Genomic DNA, 18,190 nt, shown 5'->3' with positions numbered 1-18,190 from the left:
AGCACATATGTGCGAACATCACCATGCCGCGAAGCATATTCTGTGCTCGCAGTGTGACATGCTGGTGGCGTTACCTCGCCTTGAGCATGGTCAGAAAGCGGCATGTCCACGATGTGGCACTACGTTAACGGTTGAGTGGGACGCGCCACGGCAGCGTCCTACCGCCTATGCGTTAGCAGCATTATTTATGCTGCTTTTGTCAAACCTCTTTCCCTTTGTGAATATGAATGTTGCGGGGGTGAGCAGCGAAGTGACGCTGCTGCAAATCCCCAGCGTTCTCTTTTCGGAAGATTACGCCAGCCTCGGTACCTTCTTTATCTTATTCGTTCAGTTGGTTCCCGCTTTTTGCTTGTTGACCATTTTGCTGTTGGTGAATCGGGTTCATATGCCTGAGCGGCTTAAAACATGGCTGGCGCGTATTTTGTTTCAGTTAAAAAGCTGGGGAATGGCAGAAATTTTCCTCGCGGGCGTGTTGGTGAGCTTTGTTAAGCTGATGGCCTACGGCGATATCGGCGTGGGCAGCAGCTTCATCCCGTGGTGCTTGTTTTGTATGCTCCAGTTGCGGGCTTTTCAGTGTGTGGATCGCCGTTGGCTGTGGGATGATATTGCCCCTATGCCAGCCATTAAGCAGGAATTAAAGCCTGGTGTGCCCGGCATCCGACAAGGATTGCGTTCCTGTTCCTGCTGCACCGCTATTCTTCCGGCAGACGAGCTGGTATGCCCACGCTGTCAGACGAAAGGTTATGTGCGACGTAAAAACAGTCTGCAATGGACATTGGCATTACTGTTTACGTCGATCATGCTTTATCTTCCTGCCAATATTCTGCCGATCATGATCACCGATCTGCTCGGGTCAAAGCTGCCTTCAACGATACTCGAGGGCGTGGTTTTAATCTGGAGCGAAGGCTCTTACCCGGTGGCTGCGGTTATCTTTATCGCCAGTATTATGGTGCCGACGTTGAAGATGATCGCCATTGCCTGGCTGTGTTGGGATGCCAAAGGGCACGGCAAACGCGACAGTGAACGAATGCATTTAATTTACGAGGTTGTAGAATTTGTCGGTCGCTGGTCAATGATCGACGTTTTTGTAATTGCCGTACTCTCTGCGCTGGTGCGCATGGGAGGGTTAATGAACATTTATCCTGCAATGGGTGCTTTGATGTTTGCTTTAGTCGTCATTATGACAATGTTTTCTGCGATGACATTTGATCCCCGTCTGTCGTGGGACCGTGAACCAGATCATGAGGAGTCCTGACAGCATGGAATCTAAAAGTGGGGAAGCCAAAGTGCAAAAGGTAAAAAACTGGTCGCCCGTGTGGATATTCCCTATAGTCACTGCCCTCATTGGCGCGTGGGTCCTGTTTTATCACTACAGTCATCAGGGGCCACAAGTCACGCTGATTACCACCAATGCCGAAGGTATTGAAGGGGGCAAAACGACGATTAAGAGCCGCAGCGTGGATGTCGGCATCGTCGAGAGCGCAACCCTGACTGATGATTTGACCCATGTGGAAATTAAAGCTCGTCTTAACTCCGGAATGGAAAAGCTGCTGCATAAAGATTCTGTCTTTTGGGTGGTGAAGCCGCAGGTTGGGCGTGAAGGTATCAGTGGGCTCGGCACGCTATTGTCCGGGGCTTATATTGAACTGCAGCCTGGCAATAAAGGCAGCAAGCTGGAAAATTACCAACTGCTGGATTCACCGCCGCTGGCGCCGCCAGATGCGAAAGGGATCCGTGTGATTCTGGACAGCAAAAAAGCCGGTCAGTTGAGCCCGGGCGACCCGGTTCTGTTCCGTGGTTATCGTGTAGGTTCGGTTGAAACCAGCACATTTGATGCGCAAAAGCGTACGATTAGCTATCAGCTATTTATCAATGCGCCTAACGATCGTCTGGTGACCAGCAATGTGCGTTTCTGGAAGGACAGTGGGATCGCCGTGGATCTTACTTCGGCAGGTATGCGCGTGGAAATGGGATCTCTCTCCACGCTGTTTGGCGGTGGCGTAAGTTTTGATGTGCCAGAAGGGCTGGAACAAGGCGAACCGGTCGCACAACAGTCTGCGTTTAATCTCTATGACGACCAAAAAAGTATTCAGGATTCACTGTATACCGATCATATTGATTACCTGATGTTCTTTAAAGATTCAATTCGTGGCCTGCAGCCTGGCGCGCCACTGGAATTCCGTGGCATCCGTTTGGGTACGGTAAGCAAAGTACCTTTCTTCTCACCGAATATGCGTCAGGTCTTCAACAATGATTACCGTATTCCGGTGCTGGTACGTATCGAACCAGAACGTCTGAAGGCACAGCTGGGAGAAGATACTGATGTTGGCGCTCATCTGGCAGAATTGCTTAAACGCGGCTTACGGGCATCGCTGAAAACCGGGAACCTGGTGACTGGCGCTCTGTATGTCGATCTCGACTTCTACCCGAAAGAACCGCCGATTACCGGTGTGCGCGAATTTAACGGTTATCAAATTATTCCGACCGTGAGCGGTGGTCTGGCGCAGATCCAGCAGCGACTGATGGAAGCGCTGGATAAGATTAACAATCTGCCGTTGAACCCGATGATTGAGCAGGCGACCAATACGTTGTCGGAAAGCCAGCGTACGATGAAGCATCTGCAAACCACGCTGGACAACATGAATAAGATCACGTCCAGTCAGTCGATGCAGGATCTTCCGGCGGATATGCAGAACACGCTGCGCGAACTGAACCGTAGTATGCAGGGCTTCCAGCCGGGTTCCGCCGCCTACAACAAGATGGTGGCGGATATGCAGCGTCTTGATCAGGTGCTGCGAGAACTGCAACCGGTACTGAAGACGTTGAACGATAAGAGCAATGCGCTGGTATTTGAAGCGAAGGACAAAAAAGATCCAGAGCCGAAGAGGGCGAAACAATGAAAAAGTGGCTAGTGGCGATGATGGCGGTCTGGCTGACGTCATGCAGCTCCAGCGGAGAAAATAAAAGCTATTACCAGCTTCCTATCGCGCAAGGGGGCGTACAGAGCTCCGCTAACCAGGGTAACCGTCTGCTGTGGGTTGAACAGATTGCGGTCCCGGACTATCTGGCGGGTAATGGGGTGGTTTACCAGACCAGCGATGTGCAATATGTGATAGCGAATAATAATCTCTGGGCCAGCCCCTTAGATCAGCAATTGCGCAATACCCTGGTTACGAACCTCAGTATGCAGTTGCCTGGTTGGGTTGTCGCTTCGCAGCCGCTGGGAAGCACTCAGGACACGTTGAACGTTACCGTGACCGGCTTCCACGGTCGGTACGATGGTAAGGTCATCGTGAGCGGTGAATGGCTGCTGAATCACCAGGGGCAGTTGATCAAGCGTCCATTCCACATCGAAGCTGTACAGACTAAAGACGGCTACGATGAGATGGTGAAGGTTCTGGCCAACGCCTGGAGCCAGGAAGCGACGGCAATGGCTCAGGAGCTGAAACGCATCCCTTAAGCTTAAATAATTGTAAATTATGCCGCCCCTGGTTCAATGCCCGGGGCGGTTTTTTTTATTTTTTTAGCCGTGGAGATAGCTGTTCTGACAGACTATTTTTGTACAAATGATTTTGCGGGTAGCTCACAAATATGACACTGGCGTGAATTTTGCGCATTGACGAGCCTGATGTTTAGGGGTATTCGTTTTAGTGTGATTGCACACTTAGTAATCACTGTTTTCTTTTCCACCAGACCCAAAAGATGAGGGAAACGAGGCATGAAGAGACAAAAACGAGATCGCCTGGAACGGGCACATCAACGTGGATATCAGGCCGGCATTGCCGGACGCTCAAAAGAAATGTGTCCCTATCAGACGCTGAATCAGAGGTCATACTGGCTGGGAGGCTGGCGAGAAGCCATGGGGGATAGGGTTTTAATGGCCTGATTCTGTCTCTTTAGATAAAAGAAACCTCCGCAGAGCGGAGGTTTCGCCTTTTTGCCCACCAGACAAGACGAATAAACGTTAATGTCTGGCGGCTACGCTGACCTGGATTAGAACGCGGAAGTGTCCTGGAACAGACCCACTTTCAGATCGTTTGCGGTATAGATTAGACGACCATCAACCAGCACTTCACCATCAGCCAGGCCCATGATCAGGCGACGATTAACGATGCGTTTGAAGTGAATGCGGTAAGTCACTTTCTTCGCAGTCGGCAGAACCTGGCCGGTGAATTTAACTTCGCCTACGCCCAGCGCGCGGCCTTTACCTTCGCCGCCCAGCCAGCCGAGATAGAATCCAACCAGCTGCCACATGGCATCCAGACCCAAACAGCCCGGCATCACCGGATCGCCGATAAAGTGGCATCCGAAGAACCACAGGTCCGGGTTGATATCCAGTTCAGCTTCAACATAACCTTTGTCAAAGTTGCCGCCGGTTTCGGTCATCTTGATGACACGGTCCATCATCAGCATGCTTGGTGCAGGCAGTTGTGGCCCTTTTGCGCCAAACAGCTCACCGCGACCAGAGGCAAGAAGGTCTTCTTTTGTATAGGATTCGCGTTTATCTACCATGTTCTCTGTAAGCCTTATTTTATTGAAGCACGCAGGATAGCTAACACGTGTACGCTGAACAAGTCCGATCAGTTCGGAATAATCCAGTTCAGCCAACGTAGCGGCCAGGGAAAACGGTGACGACCTTCCTGCTGCGTTGCCGTAGCAATACGCTCCTGGATAGTTTGCATCAGCGTTGTCTGGCCTTCACCATCCCACACCAGATTTAATAACAGTGGCAGCGCATCGGTCACGTCGTCCACCGCCCAGATAGTGAATTTTTCTTCTTCTACGGCCTGTAGCAGAGCGGGCTGCAGGCTCAGGTGTCTGACATTCGCTGAAGGAATGATAACGCCCTGTGTGCCTGTCAGCTCACGCTGCTGACAGATGGCGAAGAAGCCTTCAATTTTCTCGTTCAGACCACCAACAGGTTGTGCCCGACCAAACTGATCGACAGAACCGGTAATGGCGATGCTTTGATTAACAGGAACGTCGGCGAGGGCGCTAATCAATGCGCAAAGTTCTGCCATGGACGCGCCGTCGCCGTCCACTTCGCTGTAGGATTGCTCAAAGGTCAGCGAGGCAGAGAAGGGGATTTGCTGCTCAAGCTGGAGTTCCGACATCAGGAACGCCTGCATAATCATCATACCCTTCGCATGAATATTTCCGCCAAGCTCGGCTTTGCGCTCAATATCCGTAAATTCGCCGTCGCCAATATGAACCACACAGCTGATACGAGAAGGCTCACCAAACGCGCGGGGGTGACCAGGAAATTCAATCACCGACAGGGCGTTGATTTGGCCAATACGCTCGCCTTCCGTCTCGATCAGGATCTGTTCCTGCAGGATCTCATCCTGCATTCGTTCGGCGAGGAAACCTTCCCGCCATTCACGCTGGGTTAGCATCAGGCTGAACTGCTCAGCGTTGCAGGTTTCGCCCTCGCATAACGGGGCCACTTCTTTGAACTGACGGGTGATCCACAGCGGGTTAAGCGGCAATGTATCCTGTTCGCCGGTATAACGAACGGCTTCACGGATCAGCACTTGCCATGCATCAGGGGCCGGGTAGGGCAAATTGTTGCGCGTAGCGGTATGTGTTACCCACTGACACCACTGCGTCATGGTTTCGGCATCCACTATCTGCAGATTATCTTCAAACTCGCTATAAATAGCCTGCTCAGCCAGCTCCGGCTCCATGTCCTGGAAGTCTGCCAGTGATTCACGTTCACCGACTAATACCACTTTGAGTTTAAGCGGCATAGGTGGAACGGAGACGGGCAGCGGGCGAGACTCATCAAAAGCTACCCAGTCAAAACGCTCGTGGCTGACAATGGCTTTCAGGCGCATCCACAGCAGCGGTTGGGCCAGTAGCGTGCGCAACGAAATAACCAGCACACCACCGTTGGCCTGATGCACAAGGCCTGGCTGTAGGGTAATTTCGCCGTTGAACTGACGCAGACAGCCAAACAGTTGTTCGGCTTCAACCCAGTCAGCGCAGACTACCTGGGTTAATGTCGCAAAATTGTCTTCTGCTTTCTCAGCTGTACGATAGCGGATAGTGTGACCGGAGATATCATAATGACCTCCGGTGAGACTTCCGGCATCCGAGTGCAGAGGCCGCGCGGCCTGTGCAATAAGGTTGATGTACTCAAGCTCTTCCGGCGCTTTTACCAGCATGAACGAAGACGTCGTCCAGTGCTGAAGAAGCTGCTCTAGCGCAAATTGTAAACGTGGCTGAGTATCACTAAGTAAGGTATCGGTGTCGTCAGTGACGTGCGGCTGTGCAAATACTTCCTGATAACTATCGGTGTCAGGAACCAGATCACGCCATGCAAGTTTCGTAATGGTCAAAGTTGATGTTTTTTAGTCTGTTGTAAAAAACGAGATTATACCGTAACCATCATCACTGCACACGTGGAAAGCGCTGTGAAACGAATGCGATGACGCGCGACAGTTCACAGGCTGGATATTCTTTTCTTCAGATGCCGAAAAAGCTGATATTCTGATAAGAGTTACACGGTAACATTGAGATCGCAATGAAATATCAACAACTTGAAAACCTTGAAAGCGGCTGGAAATGGAAGTATCTGGTGAAGAAGCATCGTGAGGGGGAATTAATCACCCGTTACGTAGAGGCCAGCGCTGCCGAAGAAGCCGTTGATTTGTTGCTAACCCTCGAAAATGAACCGGTTCGGGTCAATACCTGGATTGAAGAACACATGAACTCTGCGCTGCTAAATCGTATGAAACAAACCATACGGGCGAGGCGTAAGCGGCACTTTAACGCGGAGCATCAGCATACGCGAAAGAAATCTATCGATCTGGAATTTATGGTCTGGCAGCGCTTAGCGGGGCTTGCGCAGCGGCGCGGCAAAACGCTTTCTGAAACCATTGTGCAACTGATTGAAGACGCAGAGCATAAAGAGAAGTACGCGAATAAAATGTCGACATTGAAGCAGGATTTACAGGCGCTGCTGGGAAAAGAATAACCACAGAATGGCTAAATGTGTTGTGTACAGGCGTGCTTTGATTGATAAAAAGTGAAAAAAAAACCCCGCAAAGCGGGTTTTTTTCATAAGACGATAACTTAAGCCTGAGGCTGAGTTACAACGTCTTTGATACCTTTAACTTCGATCTCAACACGACGATCCGGAGCCAGGCAGTCGATCAGTGCAGCGCGAGCTTTCACGTTGTCACAGGTGTTGCCAGTAACCGGGTTGGATTCGCCCATGCCACGTGCAGAGATTTTGTCAGAAGGAATACCTTTAGAGATCAGGTAATCAACAACGGACTGAGCACGTTTCTCGGACAGACCCTGGTTGTAAGCGTCAGAACCGATGCGGTCAGTGAAGCCCAGAACCACTACGGAACCGTCTTTCGGATCCAGGTTGCTCAGCTGGCTGTACATCTGATCCAGAGCCTGCTGGCCTTCTGGTTTCAGAGTTGCTTTGTTGAAGTTGAACAGAACGTCAGACTTCAGAGTGAAGTGTTTGGTCTGTACTTCTGGAGCCGGAGCCGGAGCAACAACTACTGGAGCTGCTTCTTCCTGCTGACCGAAACGGTAGGAAACACCAACGCTCAACAGACCGTTATCCGGACGACCGCCAACGGTGTTCGCGTCACCTATGTTGTTGGTCCACTGGTATTCCAGACGGGTAGCGATTTCAGGAGTAATTGCATACTCTACGCCACCTGCGAATACTGGGGAAACACCAGTGTCGTGGTCTTTGAAGCCTTGGTTGTTTTTAGCGTCTGCACGCCAAACCATACCACCCAGACGGGTATAAACGTCCAGATCGTCAGTGATTGGGTAACCCAGTTTAGCGGTCAGCTGAACGCCCTGAGCTTTGAAAGCGCCATTATTGTGGGTAGCATCGGTGGCGCCTTTGTACGGCATACGACCTAACCAGTCGTAACCCATTTCGAAACCAACGTACGGGTTAACCTGGTAACCACCGAATGCACCAGCACCCAGTTGGCTTTCGTGGGTAGGACCGGAGTTGTTGATCTGGTTGTTGCCAATATCATGGTACTGAGACCAGCCCAGTTTAGCACCAGTGTACCAGGTGTTATCTTTCGGAGCGGCCTGCGCCACGGTAGCGAAACCAGCCAGTGCCACTGCAATTGCGATAGCTGTCTTTTTCATTTTTTGCGCCTCGTTATCATCCAAAATTCGCCATGAATATCTCCGAAGAGAGATAACACGGTTAAATCCTTCACCCGGGGACCAGTTCAATAGTTACTCTACCGATATCTACGGCTTATGCCGAGCACCCCTGGCGATGTAAAGTCTACAACGTAGTTGAAAACTTACAAGTGTGAAGTCCGTCAGGCATATGAAAAAAAAAGGCTTGTGTACACATTATTTAACATTTATAGATGAATAAATGTACTGAGGATTTCCTGAAAACCGCTTCAGACAGGCCTTCAGCCGGAAAACGCGTTACAGCTCAATGGCAAATTAAAACATGAAAAAAAATTCCAGGATAATTCCTAATTTTACTCAATGATACAAATTCGAGTGAATTTTTAGCCCGGAATGCTGTCTCCCCGCAAGTGTCTGAGCGCGAACAGGACGCATGATAAATCCCATCGCATTACCTTCATCTGCCGCTTTTACCAGCTCGGCATGTTCATCTTCGGTTAATTCTTCTGTCAACCAGCCGATGACGACGCTGTAGTTACCCGTGCGCAGCGCACGAACCATCGATTCTAGCGTATTGCAGGGGGAGAGCTGGCTGATTTGCATGACTTTGGTCAATGGAAGCCCGGCCGACTGCACCCACTCACGGCTTAATTTTTGCTGAGGCGTCAGCCACAGCTGCCAGCGTGATTGTTGCCCTAACTGTTGCAGCAGGGGAAGCAGCAGGAGCTGCGTCATCATGGGCTGGTCCTCGCGATAGACCACTTCACTGATAAGCCCAGCGGTAGCGTTCTCTGCTGAAACGCGCGCAATGCTGCTCGATGCGGAAGAGAACGACGAAGAACGATTTGCATAACCTGAAGTGTACATAATCAATCCAGCCCTGTGAGTTACTGTATGGATATACAGTAACCCCGCCATCAATAAAGATCAACCTAATTTTCGGAAACAGGTTCGCAATTTTTAGTCATCATCACGGGAAAAATAAAATTCATCTTGCCCCATACGCATAAGTTGCCTATTTTCGTCATTAACGGATCTGCTACTGCAAATTATTTGCTTACATTATGATTTAAAAGGATTTTTATGAAAGAAAAGTCTTATGCAAGAATCTATAAATCACAAGAATATCTGGCTTCTCTGGGAACAATTCACTACCGCTCACTGTTTGGCGGCTATAGTCTGACGGTTGGTGATACGGTCTTTGCCATGGTTGCCAGCGGTGAGTTATATCTTCGCGCCTGTGAGCAGAGCGCCCAGTACTGTGTAAAAAATTCTCCTGTCTGGCTAACATTTATCAAGCGCGGGCGTCCGGTTGTACTCAATTATTACCAGGTGAACGATACCCTGTGGCAGAACCAGCAGCAGTTAGTGTCGCTATCACAATTTTCACTCGATGCAGCCGTTAAGGAAAAACAGAGTCGCTTTGCACAACATCGCCTGCGGGAATTACCGAATATGACGTTTCATCTGGAGACCTTGCTAAATGAAGCAGGAATTAAGGATGAGGGGACATTGCGCTCGCTGGGAGCTCAGATGTGCTGGTTGAAACTTCGGCAAAATAACCCTGCCTTAACGGTAAAAATACTCTATGCCCTTGAAGGGGCGGTTGACGGGGTGCATGAAGCCGCGCTCCCGGCGACGCGTCGCCAGGAGCTGGTGGAGTGGGTGAGCTCTCTTACGCCGGAACCGGGGTATTAGATGGCAGCACAGCAATTTGTTGCTGTAATCGCCGAATCTCCGGGAGCAGGGCAATCAGTAACCCAACTTGCTGTACGACCAGCGGCTCTTTACTGTCCGGACGTGGCTCGAGATGCTGAATTCGCTGCTTCAGATCTTCCAGTGCCTGGTATACGCGCTGCTCATCAGCAGGTTGATGGTGAAGCGCATCATCTACATAGCAGACGGCATCATCCAGCAATGCCAGGACGTCAGGATTGGTTAACTGCTCGCGATGTGCGCCGAGGGCGGAAATATAGCTGGTAAACGTATGGTTAAGACACAGCAAGCGGAACGCCGTTTCGCGTGTTTGGGCCGTGACATCCGGTTCACTCGACATGTTCGACACCACCGAAGCAAGTTCCGCATCACGATTGTGCGCGTCACGGCGGGCGATACGGTATGCCAGACGATTATCACGCCCCTGATGATATTGTTCGAGAATAGCATCAAGATAACGACAGTTAGCGTCAGTGGCCCGTTCAATCACTCGCGGCAGATTCCGAAAACGCCAGTCTGGCCAGATAAAGCTGACAGCAGCCCAGGCGATGGCACAGCCGATCAACGTATCGATGACGCGCGGAAGTGCAACTTCAAAACCTTCACCGAGCAGGTTAAAGCACAGCAGCACCAGCAGCGTGATAAACATGGTGGCATGCGCGTACTGGACGTTACGAAAGGCAAAAAACAACACGCCGGTGATCACCAGAAGGATCAATTGCCCTTCGAGAGAAGGTACAAACCACAGGATCGGTAACCCAATGGCGATACCGACTAATGTGCCGATAATCCTTAGTGCCAGACGATGTCGGGTGGCGTTGTAGTTTGGCTGGCAGACAAACAGACTGGTCAACAGGATCCAGTACCCGTGGTTCATTCCGGTTATCTGGATAATGGCATAGCCGACGCAGAGCACCAGCGACATGCGAACAGCATGACGAAACAGGGCGGACTCAGGCGTGAAATTACGGCTCAGACGCAACCAGATATCACTGAACCCATGCGGGCTGTCATCGGCAAGCTGATTTTCAGACTCATTGCGCGAAAGTACCTGAGCCTGTTCAGACTCAATGGTAGCCAACTGGGCATCAATGGCCCGCAGGTTTGACAGCAAAAATCCCAACGTGTTGAGCAGGTCGGCAGGCTCACCACTCGCGCGCATGCGCTCAAGTGCAGCATCAATATGGGTGAAGACGCGCTCAAAGTGCGGATCGTGCTGATAAGGCGTGCGTAATAAAATACAGCGAGACAGTTGCGAACACGCTTGCCCCTGCATCGACATCAGGCGCTGGAAGCGGAACATCACGTCGCTGTGGCGAAAATGGTCGCGAAGCGTTTGGTACTGAATATGCGAGGAGCTTGCGCGTTCGTGAATATCCTGCGCCACAAAATAGTAATGTAGCGTGCGACGTGTTCCTCGCTGTCCGCGGTCGCCGCGCAGGCGGGTCAGCAGTGACACCTTTGTCTGGTTTAGGGTCGCCATCAGTTGCCCATTCGCAAGAGCCAAATCATACAGCGGCGCCTGGCTTTCATCTTCTATGTCGGGATCAAAAAGACGCGATTTCAGTTCCAGATAGTGCGCTAACTGTTCATAGCTACGCGCCAGATTGTCCTGCAACGGGCGAATAGGGAACAGAAGATGTCCGGTCAGGGTTAACAGGTTGTACCAAATGGCGCCCGCGAGCAGCAGGATTGGCTGCTGATACCACTGATCGTAAAGCGAGGTGCCGAGCATCGTGTAAATGGCGATCAGCAACGCGCCAAAGGCGATGGTTGCATAGCGCTGCCCTAATCCCCCCAGCAGTATAAAGCCGCTGGTGGAGAGCGTTAACCCAAGGGCAAACAGCCATGGCCATGGGAAGAGCAGTTCGACCGAGGCCGAGGCAATGAAAAAGCACACCAGCGTGATAATCAAATTGCGCAGGCGACCTGCAAGACGATCGTCCAGGTCAGTAAGCGCGGCTGCGACCATACCCAGCGTGAGCGGGATGGTCAGCTTAACGTCACCCAGCCACCAGGGCAGCGCTGTTGTGCCGCAAAGCGCGATAAAAATCCGCACGTAGTACAGCCAGGTGCTGTTCCAGGTATAGCGTTTGAGCAGAGGACTTAACATAAAGGCCATCGGTCCTGATTATTCGAAGCGACGACGTGCGTTGGCTTCACGCGCTGCGCGAGCAACTTCAACTGACACTACCCGGCGACCCACCGGCCACAGTGCAATCGCCGCGATTTTGAAATTCGCAATGCCAACCGGGATACCAATAATCGTAATGCACTGGGCAATACCTGAGACAATGTGCATCAAGCACAACCACCAGCCGAAGAAAATCAGCCAGAAAATATTGAGCACGGTGCCTCCGGTATTCAACAGGACGTTTTTGCCCGCTGGATTAAGCTCATCGACATGAATCGCTTCGTTACCGTAGGGAAACAGCGAGAGTCGGGTAATTTCCCAGCATGAGCGGGTCAGGGGGAGAGTAAAAATCAGCACAATACTGACCAGCGTAGCCAGTAACCAGGCTAAGGTGGTGGCGAATCCCCCGAGCACAAAATTTAAAATATTCAGAACAGTACGCATAAACCCTCGGTTAACTCTGGTTTTCTGTGAATTCGGCAATTGTAACGTTTTTTTGGGCTGGAGCACGTTTTCTCTGGCGGTTACACTGATAAGCAAACCTCTTCGTGTGGATCCGCTTGAGTCTTATGGAACTGAAAGCAACTTCTCTTGGAAAACGTCTGGCACAACACCCTTACGATCGGGCCGTTATTCTCAATGCCGGGATTAAGGTTTCCGGCGATCGTCACGAGTATCTTATTCCCTTCAATCAGTTACTGGCTATTCATTGTAAACGCGGCCTGGTATGGGGTGAGCTGGAGTTTGTGCTCCCGGATGATAAGGTGGTTCGTCTTCACGGCACTGAATGGGCTGAAACCCAGCGCTTCCATCACCATTTGAATTCGCTCTGGCAGCAGTGGAGTCAGGAAATGAGCGACGTCGCTGCGGGAGTTTTACAGCAGCAGTTGGAGGCGATCGCCACCCGCACCAGTGAGAATAAATGGCTGACGCGCGAACAGACGTCAGGGCTACAGCAGCAGATCCGCCGCGCCTTTGCCGCATTGCCGCTCCCGATCAACCGGCTGGAAGAATTTGAAAATTGCCGTGAGGCGTTACGTCAATGCCAGGCATGGTTGAAGGACATTGAAGCTTGTCGCTTGCAGCACAACCAGGCGTATACCGATGCCATGCTGGAAGAACATGCCGATTTTTTCCAGCAAATTGAGTCCTCGCCGCTGAATCCGGCCCAGGCGCGGGCGGTGGTGAACGGCGAACAATCATTACTGGTTCTTGCGGGGGCCGGAAGCGGCAAAACATCCGTATTGGTCGCCCGTGCGGGCTGGCTACTTGCGCGAGGGGAAGCGGCGGCCGAACAAATCCTGCTGCTGGCGTTTGGACGCAAAGCGGCCCAGGAGATGGACGATCGCATCCGTGAACGTCTGCATACGGAAGAGATCACCGCGAGGACGTTTCATTCACTGGCGTTGCACATTATTTCTCAGGGGAGCAAAAAAGTCCCGACGGTTAGCAAGCTGGAAAATGATGTTGCCGCGCGCAGCAAACTTTTTATCACGACCTGGCGTCAGCAGTGCAGTGAGAAAAAAGCACAGGCCAAAGGCTGGCGGCAATGGTTAGAAGAAGAGATGCAGTGGTCTGTACCCGAAGGTAACTTCTGGGATGACGAAAAATTACAGCGCCGGCTGGCTTCCCGGCTGGATCGTTGGGTTAGCCTGATGCGAATGCATGGCGGAGCGCAGGCTGAGATGATCGCCAATGCTCCGGAGGAGATTCGCGATCTTTTCAGTAAACGCATTAAGCTGATGTCTCCCCTGCTCAAAGCCTGGAAGGGCGCCCTGAAGGATGAGAATGCCGTCGATTTTTCCGGGCTGATTCATCAGGCCATTGTCATTCTGGAAAAAGGCCGGTTTATCAGTCCGTGGAAACACATTCTGGTCGACGAATTTCAGGACATTTCTCCTCAGCGAGCCGCCCTGTTAGCCGCACTGCGCAAGCAAAACTCACACACTACGCTGTTCGCCGTAGGGGATGACTGGCAGGCAATTTACCGGTTCAGCGGAGCACAGCTTTCGTTGACCACCGCATTCCAGCAAAACTTCGGCGAGGGCGACCGTTGTAATCTGGATACGACTTACCGTTTTAATAGCCGCATTGGTGAAGTCGCAAACCAGTTTATCCAGCAAAACCCTCATCAGCTTACGAAACCGCTCAACAGTTTGATGGCAGGCGATAAAAAAGCCGTCACGTTGCTCGATGAAAGCCAGCTGGATCTGCTACTGGATAAGCTGTCGGGATTTGTGAAGGCAGAAGAGAGAATTCTGGTGCTGGCGCGATACCATCACCTGAAACCTGCCAGTCTGGAGAAAGCTGCCACCCGTTGGCCTAAGCTACAGCTGGATTTCATGACTATCCATGCCAGTAAGGGACAGCAGGCAGATTACGTTATTGTTGTGGGGCTTCATGATGGGAATGACGGTTTTCCCGCCCCGGCCCGCGAGTCGATTATGGAAGAGGCGTTGCTTCCGGCGGTGGAGGATTTCCCGGATGCTGAAGAGAGACGCTTGCTGTATGTGGCGCTAACGCGGGCACGGCATCGGGTATGGCTGCTGTTTAATAAAGAAACACCGTCGTGCTTTGTTGATGAGCTTAAACAACTGGATGTTCCGGTAGCAAGAAAACCCTGAATAGCAGGCGGCAATTGCCGCCTGCCCGGCGTTTATTTGAGGCGCTCTGCCAGATAGCGGGCGTAATCTGGGATCAAAATGTCCGTTGCATCGTTGAAGTTTGGCGACTGGATAATAAAATCGGCGGTCGACACGTTGGTGGCAACCGGAATGTTCCATACCGTCGCCAGACGCAGTAGCGCTTTGACATCAGGATCGTGAGGTACGGCGTTCAGCGGGTCCCAGAAGAAAATCAGCACATCAATTTTCCCTTCTGAAATCAGCGCGCCCACCTGCTGGTCGCCCCCCATCGGACCGCTCAGCATGGCGTTGACGTCCATTCCCGTTGCGCGTTGGATTAAGTTTCCCGTCGTTCCTGTGGCGTACAGAACGTGCTTTTCCAGCAACGGCTGGTGGCGTTCCACCCAGCTCATCAACATCTTTTTACAGTGATCGTGTGCAACCAGCGCAATATGCTTACGCGCTGGCAATGTGCGAGTTGTTAATTCCATAGTACAGCTCCCAAGTTAACCTGGTTACAGAGTACTGGAAGCTCTTGATGCTGCAAGAGAAAGACAAAAAAAATGCGTATGCGAACATAAATGTCATGAAGGAGGCTGTTTCTGAGCCCATTGCAAAAAGTTACTTCGCGTTTGCGCGTCGGCCTGCTGGTACCAATATTTTAAACGCTGTTCGGTCAGCGTTTGCGACTGAGGCGGCACGCGATCCAGTTCAGATACCCCGGAAAGCAGCGAGCTGTCATCGGCCATCATCGTAGCAAACTGCGGTAATGACGCATGTTTAGCCGCTTTGTTATAGCGTTCAGTTTCCATTTCATAATTCACGATTTTTGCTGTGGATGTGATTGACAGAATATCCAGCTTGACGGGGATAGGCATGGAGTCCCCATCCAGCAATTCCACGCGTGGAGCGTCATCAAAATGCGCTGTATCCCGCTCATTGTTCAGACGCGGGAGGTGAAAATTAACCTGGCTGACGAGTTGTGTATCAAAGCTGATGACCAGCGGAGCCGAAATATACAGACGTTCTTCGTGGCTGGACAAGCGAATGGTTTTTTCTACGCGAAATACGAGCTGGTGGCGACCATTTTCCAGCTCGATACTGTCGGCGCCACGCAGTAATGAGCTGGAGACTTTTTTTCCGTCCAGCACCAAAAGGTCAATATCATTAGACAGGCGTAATGAGGTAGCAAAAACGGTTACCGGCAAACACAGGGCAATTAAGGCTGTCACAATGCCGGCTTTCATAGGTTTCTCCTGTCCAGAAAATAGCTGCAAACATGTATCTAAATTTTTCGATAATCACGTTTACTAACATATAGACATATTTTTGAGTTTAGCTCTCATACGCCAGTATGGGATGAATGGTTGCGGGGGCAGGTTTGTCGTACACTTTGTTAAACAGCCTGGAGGAAAACGATGAAAGAGACCGATATTGCTGGCATTTTGACATCTACCCGTACGATTGCACTGGTTGGCGCGAGCGATAAACCCGATCGCCCAAGCTATCGCGTGATGAAGTATTTACTCGATCAGGGCTATCACGTTATTCCCGTTTCACCGAAGGTTGCCGGGAAAATGCTGCTGGGGCAGCAGGGCTATGCAACGCTGGCGGATGTGCCAGAGAAAGTGGATATGGTCGATGTCTTCCGTAATTCTGAAGCGGCGTGGGGCGTCGCTCAGGAGGCTATCGCCATTGGCGCGAAGACGCTATGGATGCAGCTTGGCGTAATTAACGAGCAGGCGGCCGTGCTGGCGCGTGATGCGGGGCTGACGGTGGTGATGGATCGTTGCCCGGCGATTGAGATCCCGCGACTGGGACTGGCGAAGTAAAGTTGGATTGTCGCCGGATGAAACGCACAGGCCCGATAAGCGAAGCGCCATCGGGCCTGTGTTAGTATCAATTACGCAGGCGCGGAGCCTGAAGCTGTTTACGGATTGTGCGCGCCAGTTCATCCATTGACGGTTGCTCCGGATGTTCTTCCTGTAGCTCGCTACTCAGTTGTGCTTCGGCCAGATACGTATGCACTGGCAGACCATTATCGTCTTCCATCACCACGTGATACCAGGGAGCGGCGCGAAGTTCGCTGTTAACCGCCAACTCATCGGCTGACGGCTCATCAAGCGAATATTCCGGGTCGATATCCACGACCACTCCGAGGTAACCTAACAGGGAATGGCGGACCTGCTGGCCGATACCGAATTTGCTGGCAATCATAGTCACCTCCCGGGAAATAGATACCCTCTATGTAAGGGTAATATTCCACTTTTCAAGTTACATGATGCGACAGGCAAACCCTTTCAGATACAGCCCTTCCGGGTAGGTAGCGATCACCGGATGATCGGCGGCCTGACGGAACTGCTCTATAAATTGTACATCACGACCAGCATCTATTGCGGCATCAGCGATGATTTTCTGAAATAAATCGGTCGTCATCAGCCCGGAGCAGGAAAATGTCAGCAGTACGCCGCCTGGGTTCAGCAACTGAATAGCCAGCATATTGATGTCCTTATAACCGCGGCAGGCGCCCATCAACTGGCTTTTGTTTTCGACAAATTTCGGCGGATCCATCACGATGACATCAAATTTCTCACCGCGATCGCGATAGGCGCGCAGCAGTTTGAACACATCATCTCGCACGAACTCGGCTTTACTCAGATCCAGCTTGTTCAGTTCCACGTTCTGGCGGGCAATATCGAGTGCTTCCTGAGAGGTGTCGACGCTGACCACCTGACGGCATCCGCCCATTAATGCTGAGACCGCAAAGCCGCCGGTATAGGAGAAGCAGTTCAGGACACGCTGGTTTTCCACATAACGACGCGTCGCCAGGCGGCTATCGCGTTGATCGAGGTAATAGCCGGTTTTGTGACCGTGCTGAATATCAACCAGCAGCTTCATCCCGTGCTCTTCGATAGGCAGCAGAGCAGGCGGCAGTTCGCCCGTGACGGGTCCTTGGGTCAGCGCCATACCTTCTTTTTTACGCACGGCCACATCGCTACGGTCATAAATAGCGCAGTCCGGGAAAACAATTTGCAGAGCACTAATCAGCGCGGCGCGTTGGTATTCAGCCCCCGCGCTGAGCAACTGCGATACCAGGAAGTTGCCGAAGCGGTCAATAGTGACACCCGGCAGGCCGTCGGATTCTCCGGCGATCAGACGGTAGCTGTCCAGACCGTCCTTTTTCGCCAGCCAGTCACGCCATGTCAGCGCCTTCTGCAGACGACGGGTAAAGAAATCAATGTCGATGGATTCAGACTTATCGAAGGTCCAGACGCGCGCACGGATCTGCGACGCCGGAGAAAACGCACCGCGCGCTAACCATTTCCCCTGGTGGTCAACAATATCAACGGTTTCACCGAGGTTGGCTTTACCTTCCATACGTGCGACAGCACCGGAAAATACCCATGGATGGCGGCGAAGTAATGATTTTTCGCGCCCCTTGGCTAACACTAAACGAGGATAATGTGGAATTGTAGATTCAGTCATGCGGAGCAACCTCTCACAAACAGTGACGCGGGTTGGATGAAAGTACCAACCTGAAACCATTAAAATAAAATGGCGCGTAGAGTAGCACAGATGA

18 protein-coding genes are annotated in these 18,190 nt (G+C 51.6%); 8 read left to right on the top strand and 10 right to left on the bottom strand.

Annotation, left to right across the window (positions count from 1 at the left end; all coding sequences use genetic code 11):
• The first annotated feature begins 7 nt into the window (after positions 1–7).
• The 4 genes from pqiA to rmf all read left to right on the top strand — a co-directional run bounded on the left by pqiA (position 8) and on the right by rmf (position 3,886).
• Positions 8–1,255, top strand: a complete 1,248-nt coding sequence (gene pqiA, locus OGV38_RS04195; RefSeq protein WP_019076412.1) for a membrane integrity-associated transporter subunit PqiA — start codon at positions 8–10, stop codon at positions 1,253–1,255.
• 4 nt (positions 1,256–1,259) lie between these two features.
• Positions 1,260–2,900 (top strand): intermembrane transport protein PqiB, encoded by a 1,641-nt coding sequence (gene pqiB, locus OGV38_RS04190; protein WP_003836843.1) that lies wholly within the window; start codon positions 1,260–1,262, stop codon positions 2,898–2,900.
• Positions 2,897–3,460 carry a membrane integrity-associated transporter subunit PqiC gene (pqiC, locus tag OGV38_RS04185; RefSeq protein ID WP_016152478.1) on the top strand — a complete coding sequence of 188 codons (564 nt, stop codon included), beginning with the start codon at positions 2,897–2,899 and terminating at the stop codon, positions 3,458–3,460. The genes pqiB and pqiC overlap by 4 nt, the downstream gene beginning before the upstream one ends.
• Before the next feature lie 258 nt (positions 3,461–3,718).
• A complete protein-coding gene (gene rmf / locus OGV38_RS04180; protein WP_003035871.1) occupies positions 3,719–3,886 on the top strand; it encodes a ribosome modulation factor in 168 nt (55 codons plus the stop codon).
• Positions 3,887–3,993: 107 nt separating this feature from the next.
• Here the strand turns inward: rmf and fabA are convergent, their stop codons facing one another.
• On the bottom strand, positions 3,994–4,512 hold the full coding sequence (fabA, locus tag OGV38_RS04175) for a bifunctional 3-hydroxydecanoyl-ACP dehydratase/trans-2-decenoyl-ACP isomerase (RefSeq protein WP_003035875.1): 519 nt from the start codon (positions 4,510–4,512) through the stop codon (positions 3,994–3,996).
• 68 nt (positions 4,513–4,580) lie between these two features.
• The gene (locus OGV38_RS04170) at positions 4,581–6,341 is read right to left on the bottom strand and encodes an AAA family ATPase (RefSeq protein WP_286472964.1); all 1,761 of its coding nucleotides are present in this window, start codon (positions 6,339–6,341) and stop codon (positions 4,581–4,583) included.
• A 185-nt stretch (positions 6,342–6,526) separates the two neighbouring features.
• Between OGV38_RS04170 and matP the strand changes: the two genes are divergently transcribed.
• Positions 6,527–6,979, top strand: a complete 453-nt coding sequence (matP, locus tag OGV38_RS04165) for a macrodomain Ter protein MatP (protein ID WP_016152480.1) — start codon at positions 6,527–6,529, stop codon at positions 6,977–6,979.
• 98 nt (positions 6,980–7,077) lie between these two features.
• Here matP and ompA read toward each other — a convergent pair whose 3' ends face one another.
• Both ompA and sulA read right to left on the bottom strand, forming a co-directional pair.
• Positions 7,078–8,136, bottom strand: coding sequence for a porin OmpA (ompA, locus tag OGV38_RS04160; RefSeq protein ID WP_047414154.1), 1,059 nt, complete (start codon positions 8,134–8,136; stop codon positions 7,078–7,080).
• Between the two features lie 357 nt (positions 8,137–8,493).
• The gene (gene sulA, locus OGV38_RS04155; protein ID WP_032931135.1) at positions 8,494–9,003 is read right to left on the bottom strand and encodes an SOS-induced cell division inhibitor SulA; all 510 of its coding nucleotides are present in this window, start codon (positions 9,001–9,003) and stop codon (positions 8,494–8,496) included.
• A 216-nt stretch (positions 9,004–9,219) separates the two neighbouring features.
• Between sulA and OGV38_RS04150 the strand changes: the two genes are divergently transcribed.
• Positions 9,220–9,834: a TfoX/Sxy family DNA transformation protein gene (locus OGV38_RS04150; protein WP_016152483.1), complete on the top strand. Its 615-nt coding sequence runs from the start codon at positions 9,220–9,222 to the stop codon at positions 9,832–9,834.
• Here the strand turns inward: OGV38_RS04150 and yccS are convergent.
• Together yccS and OGV38_RS04140 are read right to left on the bottom strand one after the other, a co-directional pair.
• On the bottom strand, positions 9,812–11,965 hold the full coding sequence (yccS, locus tag OGV38_RS04145; protein WP_016152484.1) for a YccS family putative transporter: 2,154 nt from the start codon (positions 11,963–11,965) through the stop codon (positions 9,812–9,814). The two genes, OGV38_RS04150 and yccS, sit on opposite strands and share 23 nt — an antisense overlap.
• An 18-nt stretch (positions 11,966–11,983) precedes the next feature.
• Entirely contained in the window at positions 11,984–12,430 is a 447-nt protein-coding gene (locus OGV38_RS04140; protein ID WP_016152485.1) for a YccF domain-containing protein, read from the bottom strand.
• A gap of 125 nt (positions 12,431–12,555) precedes the next feature.
• Here OGV38_RS04140 and helD point away from each other — a divergent pair, with 125 nt between their 5' ends.
• Positions 12,556–14,610 (top strand): DNA helicase IV, encoded by a 2,055-nt coding sequence (gene helD, locus OGV38_RS04135; protein ID WP_019076416.1) that lies wholly within the window; start codon positions 12,556–12,558, stop codon positions 14,608–14,610.
• A 32-nt stretch (positions 14,611–14,642) separates the two neighbouring features.
• Here the strand turns inward: helD and mgsA are convergent, their stop codons facing one another.
• Positions 14,643–15,101, bottom strand: coding sequence for a methylglyoxal synthase (mgsA, locus tag OGV38_RS04130; RefSeq protein ID WP_016152487.1), 459 nt, complete (start codon positions 15,099–15,101; stop codon positions 14,643–14,645).
• A gap of 93 nt (positions 15,102–15,194) precedes the next feature.
• Positions 15,195–15,857 (bottom strand): curli synthesis inhibitor, encoded by a 663-nt coding sequence (gene csgI / locus OGV38_RS04125; RefSeq protein ID WP_049042103.1) that lies wholly within the window; start codon positions 15,855–15,857, stop codon positions 15,195–15,197.
• 171 nt (positions 15,858–16,028) lie between these two features.
• Between csgI and OGV38_RS04120 the strand changes: the two genes are divergently transcribed.
• On the top strand, positions 16,029–16,442 hold the full coding sequence (locus OGV38_RS04120) for a CoA-binding protein (protein WP_016152489.1): 414 nt from the start codon (positions 16,029–16,031) through the stop codon (positions 16,440–16,442).
• A gap of 67 nt (positions 16,443–16,509) precedes the next feature.
• On the opposite strand, the gene hspQ is transcribed toward OGV38_RS04120, so the two are convergent.
• Together hspQ and rlmI are read right to left on the bottom strand one after the other, a co-directional pair.
• Positions 16,510–16,827: a heat shock protein HspQ gene (gene hspQ, locus OGV38_RS04115; protein WP_016152490.1), complete on the bottom strand. Its 318-nt coding sequence runs from the start codon at positions 16,825–16,827 to the stop codon at positions 16,510–16,512.
• 57 nt (positions 16,828–16,884) lie between these two features.
• Complete coding sequence (gene rlmI / locus OGV38_RS04110) at positions 16,885–18,096, bottom strand: 23S rRNA (cytosine(1962)-C(5))-methyltransferase RlmI (RefSeq protein ID WP_269517470.1); 1,212 nt, start codon at positions 18,094–18,096, stop codon at positions 16,885–16,887.
• Between the last annotated feature and the right edge of the window lie 94 nt (positions 18,097–18,190).

Origin of the sequence: Citrobacter sp. Cb080 (genome assembly GCF_030334745.1) — a bacterium.
Taxonomy (GTDB): Bacteria; Pseudomonadota; Gammaproteobacteria; order Enterobacterales; family Enterobacteriaceae; genus Citrobacter; species Citrobacter braakii.
This window is presented reverse-complemented; position numbering and strand designations above follow the sequence as displayed.

What these genes read in the sequence shown, in the direction of transcription:
- pqiA (WP_019076412.1), top strand. Translation starts at nt 8, where the DNA reads ATGTGCGAACATCACCATGCCGCGAAGCATATTCTGTGCTCGCAGTGT.
- pqiB (WP_003836843.1), top strand. Translation starts at nt 1,260, where the DNA reads ATGGAATCTAAAAGTGGGGAAGCCAAAGTGCAAAAGGTAAAAAACTGG.
- pqiC (WP_016152478.1), top strand. Translation starts at nt 2,897, where the DNA reads ATGAAAAAGTGGCTAGTGGCGATGATGGCGGTCTGGCTGACGTCATGC.
- rmf (WP_003035871.1), top strand. Translation starts at nt 3,719, where the DNA reads ATGAAGAGACAAAAACGAGATCGCCTGGAACGGGCACATCAACGTGGA.
- fabA (WP_003035875.1), bottom strand. Translation starts at nt 4,512, where the DNA reads ATGGTAGATAAACGCGAATCCTATACAAAAGAAGACCTTCTTGCCTCT.
- matP (WP_016152480.1), top strand. Translation starts at nt 6,527, where the DNA reads ATGAAATATCAACAACTTGAAAACCTTGAAAGCGGCTGGAAATGGAAG.
- ompA (WP_047414154.1), bottom strand. Translation starts at nt 8,136, where the DNA reads ATGAAAAAGACAGCTATCGCAATTGCAGTGGCACTGGCTGGTTTCGCT.
- sulA (WP_032931135.1), bottom strand. Translation starts at nt 9,003, where the DNA reads ATGTACACTTCAGGTTATGCAAATCGTTCTTCGTCGTTCTCTTCCGCA.
- OGV38_RS04150 (WP_016152483.1), top strand. Translation starts at nt 9,220, where the DNA reads ATGAAAGAAAAGTCTTATGCAAGAATCTATAAATCACAAGAATATCTG.
- yccS (WP_016152484.1), bottom strand. Translation starts at nt 11,965, where the DNA reads ATGTTAAGTCCTCTGCTCAAACGCTATACCTGGAACAGCACCTGGCTG.
- OGV38_RS04140 (WP_016152485.1), bottom strand. Translation starts at nt 12,430, where the DNA reads ATGCGTACTGTTCTGAATATTTTAAATTTTGTGCTCGGGGGATTCGCC.
- helD (WP_019076416.1), top strand. Translation starts at nt 12,556, where the DNA reads ATGGAACTGAAAGCAACTTCTCTTGGAAAACGTCTGGCACAACACCCT.
- mgsA (WP_016152487.1), bottom strand. Translation starts at nt 15,101, where the DNA reads ATGGAATTAACAACTCGCACATTGCCAGCGCGTAAGCATATTGCGCTG.
- csgI (WP_049042103.1), bottom strand. Translation starts at nt 15,857, where the DNA reads ATGAAAGCCGGCATTGTGACAGCCTTAATTGCCCTGTGTTTGCCGGTA.
- OGV38_RS04120 (WP_016152489.1), top strand. Translation starts at nt 16,029, where the DNA reads ATGAAAGAGACCGATATTGCTGGCATTTTGACATCTACCCGTACGATT.
- hspQ (WP_016152490.1), bottom strand. Translation starts at nt 16,827, where the DNA reads ATGATTGCCAGCAAATTCGGTATCGGCCAGCAGGTCCGCCATTCCCTG.
- rlmI (WP_269517470.1), bottom strand. Translation starts at nt 18,096, where the DNA reads ATGACTGAATCTACAATTCCACATTATCCTCGTTTAGTGTTAGCCAAG.